Annotated in this window: 12 protein-coding genes and 1 pseudogene; 6 read left to right on the plus strand and 7 right to left on the minus strand. The window is 71.4% G+C overall.

Features of this window, described 5'->3' with window-relative positions:
* The first annotated feature begins 28 nt into the window (after window positions 1–28).
* Window positions 29–1,543 (plus strand): pentapeptide repeat-containing protein, encoded by a 1,515-nt coding sequence (locus ABD224_RS03605; protein WP_344046642.1) that lies wholly within the window; start codon window positions 29–31, stop codon window positions 1,541–1,543.
* 177 nt (window positions 1,544–1,720) lie between these two features.
* On the plus strand, window positions 1,721–2,560 hold the full coding sequence (locus tag ABD224_RS03610; protein ID WP_344046645.1) for an SMP-30/gluconolactonase/LRE family protein: 840 nt from the start codon (window positions 1,721–1,723) through the stop codon (window positions 2,558–2,560).
* A gap of 167 nt (window positions 2,561–2,727) precedes the next feature.
* Here the strand turns inward: ABD224_RS03610 and ABD224_RS03615 are convergent, their stop codons facing one another.
* From ABD224_RS03615 to ABD224_RS03625, 3 genes are all read right to left on the minus strand, one after another.
* A complete protein-coding gene (locus ABD224_RS03615) occupies window positions 2,728–3,564 on the minus strand; it encodes an SAM-dependent methyltransferase (RefSeq protein WP_344046647.1) in 837 nt (278 codons plus the stop codon).
* A gap of 92 nt (window positions 3,565–3,656) precedes the next feature.
* The gene (locus ABD224_RS03620; RefSeq protein ID WP_067390338.1) at window positions 3,657–3,893 is read right to left on the minus strand and encodes a DUF397 domain-containing protein; all 237 of its coding nucleotides are present in this window, start codon (window positions 3,891–3,893) and stop codon (window positions 3,657–3,659) included.
* The gene (locus tag ABD224_RS03625; RefSeq protein WP_344046651.1) at window positions 3,894–4,754 is read right to left on the minus strand and encodes a helix-turn-helix domain-containing protein; all 861 of its coding nucleotides are present in this window, start codon (window positions 4,752–4,754) and stop codon (window positions 3,894–3,896) included.
* A gap of 304 nt (window positions 4,755–5,058) precedes the next feature.
* Here ABD224_RS03625 and ABD224_RS03630 point away from each other — a divergent pair, with 304 nt between their 5' ends.
* Window positions 5,059–5,664, plus strand: coding sequence for an ATP-binding protein (locus ABD224_RS03630; RefSeq protein WP_425580908.1), 606 nt, complete (start codon window positions 5,059–5,061; stop codon window positions 5,662–5,664).
* The gene (locus ABD224_RS03635) at window positions 5,655–6,107 is read left to right on the plus strand and encodes a hypothetical protein (RefSeq protein ID WP_344046655.1); all 453 of its coding nucleotides are present in this window, start codon (window positions 5,655–5,657) and stop codon (window positions 6,105–6,107) included. Before ABD224_RS03630 ends, ABD224_RS03635 begins: the two co-directional genes overlap by 10 nt.
* Before the next feature lie 160 nt (window positions 6,108–6,267).
* Here the strand turns inward: ABD224_RS03635 and ABD224_RS03640 are convergent, their stop codons facing one another.
* Together ABD224_RS03640 and ABD224_RS03645 are read right to left on the minus strand one after the other, a co-directional pair.
* Window positions 6,268–6,453, minus strand: coding sequence for a hypothetical protein (locus ABD224_RS03640; RefSeq protein ID WP_344046657.1), 186 nt, complete (start codon window positions 6,451–6,453; stop codon window positions 6,268–6,270).
* 412 nt (window positions 6,454–6,865) lie between these two features.
* Window positions 6,866–7,516 carry a TetR/AcrR family transcriptional regulator gene (locus ABD224_RS03645; protein ID WP_344046659.1) on the minus strand — a complete coding sequence of 217 codons (651 nt, stop codon included), beginning with the start codon at window positions 7,514–7,516 and terminating at the stop codon, window positions 6,866–6,868.
* A gap of 73 nt (window positions 7,517–7,589) precedes the next feature.
* Here ABD224_RS03645 and ABD224_RS03650 point away from each other — a divergent pair, with 73 nt between their 5' ends.
* The gene (locus tag ABD224_RS03650; protein ID WP_344046661.1) at window positions 7,590–9,002 is read left to right on the plus strand and encodes an FAD-dependent oxidoreductase; all 1,413 of its coding nucleotides are present in this window, start codon (window positions 7,590–7,592) and stop codon (window positions 9,000–9,002) included.
* A 384-nt stretch (window positions 9,003–9,386) separates the two neighbouring features.
* On the opposite strand, the gene ABD224_RS03655 is transcribed toward ABD224_RS03650, so the two are convergent.
* Both ABD224_RS03655 and ABD224_RS03660 read right to left on the minus strand, forming a co-directional pair.
* Entirely contained in the window at window positions 9,387–10,727 is a 1,341-nt protein-coding gene (locus tag ABD224_RS03655; protein ID WP_344046663.1) for a globin domain-containing protein, read from the minus strand.
* Window positions 10,728–11,053: 326 nt separating this feature from the next.
* Window positions 11,054–11,607: pseudogene (locus ABD224_RS03660) on the minus strand (nucleotidyltransferase family protein).
* Between the two features lie 99 nt (window positions 11,608–11,706).
* Between ABD224_RS03660 and ABD224_RS03665 the strand changes: the two are divergent.
* On the plus strand, window positions 11,707–12,132 hold the full coding sequence (locus tag ABD224_RS03665) for a RidA family protein (RefSeq protein WP_344046665.1): 426 nt from the start codon (window positions 11,707–11,709) through the stop codon (window positions 12,130–12,132).
* Window positions 12,133–12,419 lie beyond the last annotated feature (287 nt).

Raw genomic sequence — 12,419 nt, forward strand, 5'->3', positions numbered from 1 at the left:
TCCGGCCGCGCTCGATCGTCCTTCGGGTGTGTCACACCCGAGCTCCGAACCGTCCCCGACTCCGCCGAACTGGCCGCACTGCGGTTACGGTGCCACCGCGGACGATCCGGTCGGCTGCCGCGGCATCCACGTTCCCGGCCACACCGCCTGCCTGGCCCACCTGGCCGAGGCCGACCACGACGCCTACCTGGCCACCCTGTCCCCTGGCGCCGACATCGATCACCGGGGCACCCCTTTCGCCGAAGGTCTGCTGAACCAGTTACTCACCGCCCTGCGCAACCCTGCCACTGGAAACCCCCGTTTTGGCGTCGCCCGGTTCGACTCGGTCACTTTCCAGGACACCGCCTGGTTCAACTCAGCCACCTTCCAGGACACCGCCGGGTTCGACTCAGCCACCTTCCAGGGCGACGCCTGGTTCGTAAGGGCGGTGTTCGAGCGGTTGACCAGTCTCGGGCCGTTGGTGTGTGCCGGGCGGATGGTGCTGTCCGAGGCGGTGTTCGGCGGCCCGGTGACCCTCTTGCTCGCCGCACGCCGCCTGGAGTGCCGGCGGACCCGCTGGTCATCAACGGCTGAGCTGCGTCTGCGCCATGCCACGGTGGACTTCTCCCAGGCGGTCTTCGAGTACCCCCTCACCATTGCCGCAGAGCCCAAGCCTTTCCTTCTCCCCAACGGGCAAACAATGGAGGAACACGCTCTGGCTGGTGCGCCCAGCATCGGGGTGCGGCTGGCCTCGTTGCGCGGGGTGGACGCGGCTCATCTGGTCATCGCGGATGTCGACCTGTCGCAGTGCCTGTTCACCGGCACGGTGCATCTGGATCAGGTGCAACTGGAGGGTGCTTGCTCCTTCGGCACGGTTCTTCTTGGCACGCACTGGGTGCGCTGGCGTCCGGTGCGGTTCACGCTGCGTCGCACCCTGGCCGAGGAACGCTGCTGGCGGGCGCGCCGGCCAGCAGCGGTCCCGGGCTGGAACGTCGAGGTATCCGGCGCCGAACACGTCGGGCCGGCGCAGTTGGCGCCGGTGTACCGGGCGCTGCGCAAGGCGTTCGAGGACGGCAAGAACGAGCCGGGGGCGGCCGACTTCTACTACGGCGAGATGGAGATGCGCCGCCACGACCGCATCAACACCCCTCGTGCCGAACGCGGACTGCTGCACGCCTACTGGATGCTGTCCGGCTATGGCCTGCGCGCCTCCCGGACCCTGGGCTGGCTCGCCGCCGCCATGCTCCTGACCATCGTGCTGCTGATGGGTTTCGGGATCCCACAGGACGACCCGAAGCAGGAGGCGACCGGCACCGTGCCGCCCGGCGGGGGCAAGGTCACCTTCGAGATCGACAAGAAGGACCCGCAGAACCCCACCGGGGACAGGTTCACCGGCGAGCGCTTCGAGAAGGCGTTGAACGTCACGCTCAACTCGGTGGTGTTCCGCTCCAGCGGACAGGACCTGACCACCGCCGGCGCCTACATCGAGATGGCGTCCCGCGTGACCGAGCCCGTCCTTCTCGGCCTGGCGGTCCTGGCGATCCGCAACCGCGTCAAACGCTGACCCGGCCCGTCCACCGGCATCTTCCGCACAGCCTGCCCGACACGGCGGGCCGGCTCCGACGGCGCTCGGCGAAGATGCGTGGGGCCGGGGTGTTGGAGAACATCGAAGGAGCAGCGGATCCGCGTGCCCCGGAGCGATGCCCGTGCCGGAGGGCGTGCCGGGAAGAGGGTGACGGCGGTGAAGGTCGAACAGGTCACCGAGCCGGTCGCATACCACGGTGAGGGGCCGGTCTGGTCCGATGCGTGGGGCGGTCTTCGGTGGCTGGACATGCTGGCGGGGGACGTGCTGTCGTTCGCCCCGGACGGAACCGTGGTACGGCGGCACATCGACACCGTGGTCGCCGCGGTCCGTCCCCGGCGGCGGGGCGGGGCCGTGCTCGGTGTCGCACGCGGCTTCGCCCTCGAGGACGCGGACGGCAAGGTGACCTTCCTGGATCCCCTGTGGAGCGACGAGCACGTCCGGATGAACGAGGGAGGATGCGACCCCGACGGCCGGTTCTACTGCGGCTCCATGGCCTACGACCTCCGGCGGAAGGCCGGGGCCGTCCACCGTCTGGACCCCGACGGCTCGACGACGGTCGTCCTCGACGGCGTGACGGTCTCCAACGGCCTCGACTGGAGCCCCGACGGGAACCGCGCGTACTACGTCGACACGGTGACCGGCCGCATCGACGTGTTCGACTACGACCGTGAGGGCGGGCTGCGCGGACGGCGCCCGTTCGCCGTCACCTCGGGCAGCCCGGACGGGTTGACGGTCGACGCGGAGGGCGGTGTGTGGGTCGCCCTGTACGGCGGCGGCGCGGTGCACCGGTACACGCCGGACGGCGCCCTCGACGAGATCGTGGAGCTCCCGGTCACCAAGGTGACGGCGTGCGCCTTCGGCGGTCCAGGACTCGGCCGGCTGTTCCTCACGACCTCGCGTGAGCATCTCGCTCCCGGCACCGAGCCGGAGGCGGGCGCGCTGTTCGCCTGCACCCCGGGGGTCAGGGGCGTGCCCGTCCGGGAGTTCGCCGGATAAGGAGTAATGAGCGGTGCCGGCGCCCCCCTCAAGCCGGCGTCCCCGCGGGCGGCACGACCGGTGACCGGTGACCCGATCCCCTCGCGGAACCGGGCACCCGGCAGGCCCGAAGCGGCCCACCGGGTGCCCGTCGTGTTCCTTCCGCGGGTTCCTTCCGTCCGCCGTTCCTACGGCTTCCGGCCCACCGCCCCGTATCCCGGGATCACTCCGTCGTCCTGGCCCGGAACCGGCTCGCCGAGCTCCGGGCGCCACTTGTGGACGACCGCGATGCCCGGCTCCACCAGCTCCAGTCCGTCGAAGAAGCGGGTGAACTCCTCGCGGGAGCGCAGGGCCAGGGTGACCCCCGCGCTCTTCAGCTTCGCCGTCGCCTTCTCCGACTCCTCGGGAGTGAAGTCGGCGGTGGCGTGGGTCATCACCAGGTAGCTGCCGGACGGGAGCGCGTCGAGGAGACGGGCGACCAGCCCGTGGGCGTCGTCCTCGTCGGGGATGAAGTGGAACAGGGCGATCAGGGAGAGGGCCACGGGCCTGGTGAAGTCCAGGACCTTGCGGGCACCCTCGATGATCGTCTCCGGGTCGCGCACATCGGCCTGGAGGTACTCCGTGACCCCCTCGGGCGTGCTGCGCAGCAGGGCTGCCGCGTGGGCCAGCACGATGGGGTCGTTGTCGCAGTAGACGACGCGTGTCTCGGGCGCGATCGCCTGGGCGACCTGGTGGAGGTTCGGCTCGGTCGGGATGCCGGTGCCGATGTCCAGGAACTGCCGTACGCCCTGTTCGGTCAGCCACCGTGTGGCCCGGTGCATGAACGCGCGGTTGACCTTGGCCATCACCGGCACCCTCGGTTCGAGGGCGACCATCTGCCGGCCCATCTCCTCGTCGACGGGGTAGTTGTCCTTGCCGCCGAGGTACCAGTCGTACATCCGCGCGGGGTGCGGCTTGCTTGTGTCGATCACGAGCCCGTCACCGGTCCCGGGGCCGGTCTCGGTCTCGTCCTCATGTGCGGTCATACGGCACCCCTTAAGCATCCGAGGGAGAAGGCAATCATGAACAAGTCTGCACTGAAAAAAGGAAGTTGAGAGTCAAGCAATACTCAGGACAGTCAGGTGAGCAGGAAGTCCGCCACCCCCGCCTTCGCGCCCTCGATGAATGCCGTCATCTCGTCCGCGGTGTAGATGAGCGCCGGCCCGTCCGGGTCGGTCGACTGACGGACCGCGATCCGGCCGTCGGCCAGCTTCATCGCCTCCAGGCAGTTGCCGCCGTTGCCGCCGCTCCACGGTTTGTGCCAGCCCTCGGTTCCCAACTCCCGGGCGGGCATGCCGTTGTAGATGCGTTTCATTCAGAGCTCCTTGCGAAGATCGCGGAGGATCTTCTTCGTGCGATGTACTGTGGCGGCCTGCGCCGCCATGCGGTCCATGACCTCGAGATGGGTCGCCACCTCCGGGCGCGCGTCCAGGTAGACGGCACCGGTCAGGTACTCGCTGTAGACCATGTCCGGCAGTTCGGGCATGGCAAATCGGAACAGCACGAAGGGCCCGTACGTGCCCGGGTGCGGCCCCGAGGAGAACTGGGCGACCTGGAGCGTCACATTGGGCAGCTCCATGGCCTCGAGCAGCTTGTCGATCTGCGCCCGCATCACCTCGGGGCCGCCGACCGGACGGCGCAGCGCGGTCTCGTCCATCACCGCCCAGAACCTGGGCGCGTCGGGACGGGTGAGCAGCTCCTGGCGTCGCATGCGCAGCGCGACATGACGCTCGATGTCCTCGGGGCTGGTCTGGCCGATGGCCCCGGACTTGAGCACTCCGCGCGCATAGTCCTCGGTCTGCAGCAGGCCGGGCACGAAGTGCGGCTCGTAGGACCGGATGAGCGTGGCCGCACCCTCCAGGCTGACGTACATCGAGAACCAGCTCGGCAGGATGTCGTGGAAGCGCTGCCACCAGCCGGGACGGTTGGCCTCCTCGGCGAGCTGCACAAAGGCCTCGGCCTCGTCGTCGGGGACGCCGTACGCCTTCAGCAGCATGTGCACATACGGGATCTTGAGGGCGACCTCGGCCATCTCCATGCGGCGTACGGTCGCGGGGGCGACGCGCAGGATGCGCGCGGCCTCCTCGCGCTTGAGTCCCGCGCGTTCCCGCAGGTCCATCAAGCGCCGGCCGAGCACGACCTGTCCGACGGTCGGCGCGGACCGCGGCTCGCTCACACTCCACCTCCACGACTCGGGGACGGCCTTGTGGAGCCGTGCCGGCGCTCCGTTCCAAGGGCCGCGCACGGCCCCTTGCGATCCCGGGCTGCTTCCGGGTGACCCCAAGGCGTTCCCAACTTGCGTCGTTCGACGCACTGTTGCGTGCAGTGTGCCATGACCTGTCACTGCGTCATACAGCACTCTGCAATTTTCAGAGTGCCACTTGCCAAGTGTTCACGGCGGGGAGATAGTGACAAGCGTGATTCCGTCCCCGCCCTTAGGAACAGCCACGTCCGCGAGCCCCCAGGGCCTCGGCGTCCCCATGGGAGCGGGCCTCGGTGAGGCCGCTGCCCTCCGTCGGTTCCGTTTCGAACTGGCCGCGCATCCCGGTTCTCCCGCCCAGGCCAGGCGCTTGACCAGAGCCCGGCTGACCGGCTGGTCCGTGTGCGAGGACACCTGTGAGACAGCGGCCCTGGTGATCTCCGAGCTGGTCACCAACGCCGTCGTGCACACCGCCAGCAACCAGATCGTGTGCGAGCTGCAGGACGGCAGGGACCTGGTGCGCATAGCCGTACGTGACGAGGGGTGCGCGCCGGGCGAGCCGCACCCGTCGCCCAAGCTGCCGGAGGAGGAGCACGGGCGGGGACTGCTCCTCGTCGACGCGCTGTGCCGGGCCTGGGGGGTGCAGGAGTACGACTCCGGCCTGGTGGTGTGGGCGGAGGTTCCCTGCGGGTCCGCTCCCGCGGAGGACACGTCCCGGACCCGGGAGGACGCCCAGGAGGTGCGCGGCGACCTCGGCTGGGGGGGCCGCTCCAGGCCGGGCCCGTCCCGCGACGCGGACGACACGGACGGCGAGGACGACGGGGCCCGCGCGGACGACGAGGACGACCCGCCGGCGCACCGGGGAGTGGAAGCCGTATGGCCGTGACCGACACCGACGCCCTGGGCTCCGGCCGCGTCCTCAGCCTGGACACGCTCGTCCGGCTGAGCCGCACCGCGCGCGCTCCCGACGCCCCCCGGCGCCTGACCGTTCCGGAGGGCATGACGACCCCCTTGGGCTGTGACGCGGTGGCGGTCCCCGCCCACCTCGGTCCCCGGCTTCTGCCCCGGCTCCCCCGTGTGGGCTGTGTCTACGCCGATCCCACGTACTGGTGGTGGATCGTCCCCGCGGACTCCGACTACGCCCTGTGCTGGCCGCTCCCCGCCCACTACTCCACGGGCGCGGTCCTCCCCGCCGCTCCGTCCCCCGCCCTCACCCTGGTCCACCGTCCCCAGGGCACGATCCCCTATACGCCGCCGATCCCTCTCTACCTGGCCCTGTGCCGGGTCATGGGAGCGACGCCGACCTGGTCCCGTCCCTTCCCGGCCTGACGCACGGCCCGGCTGGACGCCGCACCCGGGCACGGCCGCCCGGACCGGAGCGCCGGCTGCTCAAGGGCGTCTCCCACCGGTCCGCCGCGGAAGGACCGTGCTCCTGGTCCGGGACACCGGCCCGCGGGAAGAACGGAGCCCGCATCCGAGGGCCCGGGCGTCATGTCGTCGCGTCGGCCGCCTTCTCGTCGTCTCTGACGATCACCAGGAACATGTCCGTCGCGAGGTCCATGACCACCTCGGCGGGGAGACCCTCCTGACGCCGGGCCTGGGCGAACTCCTCCGCCGGCCACGATCCGCGCGGACCGCCCGCGGGAAAGCGTCGAAGCACCGTCCGCCCCTTCACCTGGCACCTCCCATGTCATGCTGCAGTCGACGATTTAAACGCCAGGTACGAGGCGAACGTCCCGTCAGGTGACGGTACTGAGATCAACCCGACACGAGTTCACCGCCACAGTGCGTCCCACCTCACACATTCCGCCGCTTCCGGCACGGTCCGCCGCACTGCGTGCACTCTCCGTGTTCCTTCACCTTCGCCTCCCCCGCCTCCGTACCACGGGGTGCGCGCCGTTCCTCCTCCCCTGCCCCGCCCCACGCTCTCGTGCCCATGCCCGCCCCGGCCCGCGAGCGCGGATCATGAGTGAGCCGCGCATCCGCCGCCCCCGCGGGCCCTCGCAGGGAGGCGTCGAGGCCGACTCGGGCACCGACGGCCCGCACGAGCCGCAGTTCACGGGCCGGCGGCCCCGGGGCGAGGAGCCTCAGTCGACCTTGTACCGTGCCGCGATGCCGTCGATCACGAGCTCCAGTCCCTCCGCGAAGTGCCGGTCGTAGTCGGCGAAGATCTCGGCGCCCGCGGCGGCGGCCAGCGGGAAGTCCTCCATCGCCCGGGCGCGTTCCTCGATGTCGAAGCCCTCACGCCGCTGACCGGGCAGCGGCTCGGTGCCCTGTTCCTCGGTGACGAAGCCGAGCGTGTACACATACGTCGTCGTGATCGCGCGGACCGCCTGGGCGAGGGTGAAGCCGGCGGCCGTGAAGAGGCGCAGATTGTCCTCCATCTGCTCGGCGTGCACGAGGCTCGTGAAGCGTGAACCGCTGAAGACCTTCGCGCCGTCGCGGTAGCCGCGCAGCGTCGTACGCAGGGCGTGGTTGCTCTTGCGCAGCCGCTCCCGCCAGGTGTCCGCGGGATCGGGAGACGTCCCGGCGATCATCCGGCGGAACATCTCCGTGGCCATCTCGTCGAGCAGCGCCTGCTTGTCCTTGAAGTGCCAGTACAGGGCGGGCGCCTTGACACCCAGCTCGCGGCCGATGGCGCTGAGCGTCAGTCCTTCCAGGCCCACCTCGTTCAGGAGGTTCAGGGCGGCGTCCGCCACCCGCTTGCGGTCGAGGGGCACACGGCGTTTCGTACTCACGCTTGACAGCTTAACGCCGTTAAGTGCATCGTCGTGCCCAGCGGAACTTAACGCCGTTAAGGAGCGTGGACGCATGACCGCACAGGTGGACACAGTGGACGTCCTGGTCGTGGGCGCCGGCCCCAGCGGGCTGACCCTCGGTATCGACCTCGCCCGGCGCGGGGTGGACGCGCTCGTCGTCGAACGGGGCGACGGGCTGTTCCCCGGCTCGCGCGGCAAGGGATTCCAGCCGCGCACCCTGGAGGTCTTCGACGACCTCGGGGTCCTGGACGCGATCCGCGCGGCCGGCGGAACCTACCCGGTCGGGATGATCTGGCAGGACGGACGGCGCATGGGCGAGCACCGGCTGTTCGACCCGGTGCGGCCGACCGAGGACGCGCCCTACAACGAACCGTGGATGGTGCCGCAGTGGCGCACGCTGGAGATCCTGCTGGCGCGGCTGCGCGAGCTGGACGGGCGGATCGCCTTCCGCCGCGAGGTGGTCGGCCTCGCACAGGACGAGGACGGGGTGACCGTGCGCTTCGCCTCCGGCGCCGACCTGCGGGCCAGGTACGTGGTCGCCGCCGACGGAGGCCGCTCGACGGTGCGCCGGGCGCTCGGCATCGGCATGACCGGCGAGACGGTCGACCCGAACCCCATGCTGGTGGCGGACGTCCGCGTCACCGGCCTGGACCGCGACAACTGGCACTTCTTCCCGCCGCACGGGAAGAGCGACGGTCCCGACGGTCTCCTGGCGCTGTGCCCCCTCGCGGGCACGGAGGACTTCCAGCTCATGGCGCAGGTCCCGGAGGGCACCGCGGTGGATGTCTCCCCGGACGGCATACGCAAGCTCGTCGCCGCCCGCTCGCACCTCTCCCCCGAGAATGTGACCGACGTGCGCTGGGCCTCGGAGTTCCAGCCGCGGACCGCCCTGGCGGACCGCTTCCGCGAGGGCCGGGTCTTCCTCGTCGGGGACGCGGCGCACCTCCACTCACCGGCCGGCGGCCAGGGCCTCAACACCAGCGTTCAGGACGCCTACAACCTGGGCTGGAAACTGGGCGCGGTACTGCGGGGCGACGCACCCGCCTCGCTTCTCGACACCTACGAGGAGGAGCGGCGGCCGATCGCCGCCGGCATGCTCGCCCTGACGACGAGCGTTCACCGCGGCGAGACCCGCCGCGGTGAGGCGACCCGGCAGCTCGACCTCCACTACCGGACCTCCTCCCTCACGCAGGAGACCCGCACCACCCCGGGCCCGCTGCGGGCGGGCGACCGCGCACCGGACGGGACGGTGGCGGGAGTGCGGCTGTTCGACGCCTTCCGGGGGCCGCACTGGACCCTGCTGACGCTGGGCACGGACGCGCCGCAGTGGTACGGCGCGGGGGTGTTCCTGATCCGCCCGGACGGCTACGTGGGCTGGGCCGGGGACACCACGGAGGGGCTGGCGGAGTACACCAGGCGCGTGGGGGCCGAGGACGTGCGCCGGGTCCCTCAGTGCTCCGGATGAACCGGCTTGCGTACGCCCCGTGCGCCCGGATTCCTCAGAGGTGACCGGCAACCGGGCTCGCACAGCGGGTCGTGCTCGTCACCGGGGGCGGCGGGGGAAACGGCAGGGCGATCAGCCGTACCTCCGCCGCCGAAGGGACCCGCGCGGCCGTGCACTGCTCCGTTCCAAAGGAAGCGTCACCTTCGGGACGGAGACGGGAACACGCGGCTCCCGCGGCCGAGGCGGCCGAGGCCCTGGCCCCGGACCGGCCGACGCCGATCACCGCCGGACCGGGAGGTCCCAGCCGGCCCGAGCCGGGGCGGTCCGGGCCGGGGCGGTCCGGGCCGGGACGCTCCCCGGGCCGGCTGGGATCACACGCCGTGGACGAGGGGCCTCCCCGGCCGGTCAGACCGGGATCGGCTGCCCCGGGAACGCCGGGGCTCCGGCCGGGCCGAAGCCCTCCGCGGACCGCGGCAGGTCGCGCGGGCCGGGCGGCAGCAGGTCGTGGAGGATGCGTTCGGCGGGCATCCCGGCGTGGGTGAGAGCGGCCGTCACCGCCTGGACCATCGCCGGCGGCCCGGCGAGCAGGGCGCGGCCGGCCGCCGAGGGGCCGCTCCGGGCCACCGCGCGGGCCAGCTCGCCGTACACGTCCTCCTCCTGCGCCGTGCCCGTCACCGGGATCACGGTCAGCCACGGGCGGCGCCGTTCGAGCCCGGCCAGGTACTCGGTGTCGTACAGGTCGGACAGCACGTCGGCCCCCAGGAAGAGCCGTACCCGGGGCATCCCGGGCGCCGTCCGCGCACGGCCGTCCAGCTCCTGCAGCAGCGCCTTCATCGCGGCCCAGCCGGTGTCCCAGGCCACCAGCAGCAGTTCGTCCACCGGTTTCTCGTCGAGCCCCAGGTTCCCCTTGGCGGGCCCGAGCTGTATCCGGTCCCCGACCGCGGTGTGACGCACCAGAGCCTCGCTCACCCCGCCGGGGCCGGTGCACCGGACATGGATCTCCAGCTCCCCCTCCCGGCCGGGCACACCGGCCAGGTAGTACGAGCGCCAGGTGTGCGGCAGCCGCGCGGACTCCAGCGCGGCGTACTGCCCGGCCCGGTACGGGAAGGGCTCGTGCGGCCGGACGCGCATCACCGCGAGGTCCGGACCGATCACCTGATGCTCGGTCACCGTGGCCTGCCAGCACGGGGGTTCACTCAGCGCGGCATCCGCTCCCTGCACCATGGCCGTGATGCCGAACCGCAGCATCCGCACCCACGCCTGCTCGAGTTCCTCGGTCCAGCCCTCACCGGCGCGGATGCGCAGCGCCTCGCACAGTGCGGTTTCGAACGCGGAGTACTGCGCGGGGAGCACACCGAGTTTGCGGTGGTCGCGGCCCAGCTGGTTGAAGGTCGCGACGATCTGCTCGGGCTTGTCCAGGTTCTCCAGCAGATACCAGAACGCCCGCGCCAGATGGGCCTGCTGGAACTCCATCGTGGCGGGGAAGAGCGACCGCAGCGAGGGGTGCCGGGTGAACAGCGCCTGGTAGAGGTGGGCGATCAGCTCCTCGAACGGGGTCACCAGGTCGAGGTGACGCATGATGATCCGCTGGTCGGCGGCCCCGTCGTAGGGCTGCCCGGCCGGGTTCCCGAAGCCGCTGCCGCGGCCCGCGTCCGGGCCGCCTCCGGGGGAGAGCAGCTGCCGGCGCAGTCGCATCGCGTCGTGCCGGGCGAGAAGTGCGTGGTACGTCCCGTCTCCCGCGCTCATGTTCAGCAGCTCCTTCTCATCTCGTGCCGACAGGGGTGGGGGCACTGCCCGGGAGCTGGTGGTGGGGTCGAGGCATGAGTGCGCTCCTGAAAAACGTGCAAAGGACAATGGACGGACACGCGGTGAGGAAAGCTGATCCGCCCGCTGAAACCGCCGATCAGTATGGCATTAAGGACAAATGCCCAACGTCCCTGGTCGGAAGGGACGTTGGGCCCTGGACAAGGCCAAGACGACGATCTTCAGCGGGCGGGGGCCGTCCAGTCGAGGGGCATCCGAGCGGCATCCGGTTCGAGGGGCTTCCGGGTGTCCGGCCCGTTCCGGCAGGCTCAGTCCGCAGGGCCGCCGGATCCGTCGGCGGGAGGCCGCACGGCCCGCCGGATCAGGGCCTCGGTGCCGTCGAGGGCGGCGATCAGCGACTCGGGCCCGGGCTCCAGTCCGGCCACGATGCCGTCGGCCTCGCGCAGACCCGCACGGGCGATCAGGCCCTTGTCGTTGGTGGTCCACTCGCCCCGGGCGGCGAGCACCGCGTGGGCGGCCTGGGTCGCGGCGAGGGCGATCGCGCCGGCGACCTGGGTGACCGCACCCCGACGTCCAGGTCCCGGTAGTGCACGTCGACCCGCCGCCCGTCGATCCTCAGCCAGGCCCCGCCGTTGAACACGCCCCCGCCCCAGGCCCCGATCTCGGAGACCTCCCCTTCCCAGCCGACGGCGCGCAGGCCGGCCGGGTCGAAACGGCCGCGGTAGTAGAGGGCGAGGTCCCAGTCGCTGTCGGGCCGGTGGGTTCCCCGGGCCCGGGACCCGCCGAGGGCCACGGCGCGGACTCCGGGGAGGGCGGCCAGGCGGTCGGCGGTGTCCCGCAGGAACGAGGAGTCGTCCGTCATGAGGTCATCCCTACGTCAGGCATTCCTGTGACACCACTCTTTTTCCGGTCCATGATCGGAAAGTCCCCGTGTCCGTCCCAGCGACTCCAGGAGCTCACCGTGATCCGTCGTGTCACCGCCCCCGCTCTCTTCCCGCCGCCCGCCTACTCCCACGCCTCGGTCGTCGAGGCGGGGACGAGACTGGCGTTCCTCGCCGGATCCGTACCGCTGGATGCCCACGGTGAACTGATCGGGGCAGGGGATCCGGTGCGGCAGGCCGAGCAGGCGATCGCCAACCTGGCGGAGCAACTGCGGGCGGTCGGAAGCGACTTCGCCCATGTGCTGTCCACCGACGTCTACGTCGTCACCACCGATCCCGCCGTGCTCGGCGCCGTGTGGAAGGTGGTGGAGGCCTCCGGGCTCAGTACGGGGCCGCACGCGTCGACGCTGATCGGGGTCGCCTGCCTCGGGTACCCCGGGCAGTTGGTGGAGATCACCGCGACGGCCGCCGTGCCGGAGGAGGACGAGGAAGCGCGCAAGCCCTGAGAACGCCGTCCCGTGCCGCGTCGGGCCGCCGGTCCCGCCGCCCGGCCCGCGCTGCTCGCGCTCAAGGCGCGCCGACGCCTTCGCAGGGCACTGTTCCGATCGTGGACGGCACTGTGACTTCGATGCCCGCCCACGCCCGCCACCCCCGCTCGCGGTGGACCCGGTCCTGCCCGGTACGTCTTCGCGTCCGGCTCCGCACCACCCCCTCGGCGACGGCACCCGGGCCGATGACTGGACGGTGCTTCGGCGTCCGGCCGCTCACCCCGAGAGCGGCACGGGGCAGGAGC

Source organism: Streptomyces thermoalcalitolerans (assembly GCF_039525155.1).
Classification (GTDB): domain Bacteria; phylum Actinomycetota; class Actinomycetes; order Streptomycetales; family Streptomycetaceae; genus Streptomyces; species Streptomyces thermovulgaris.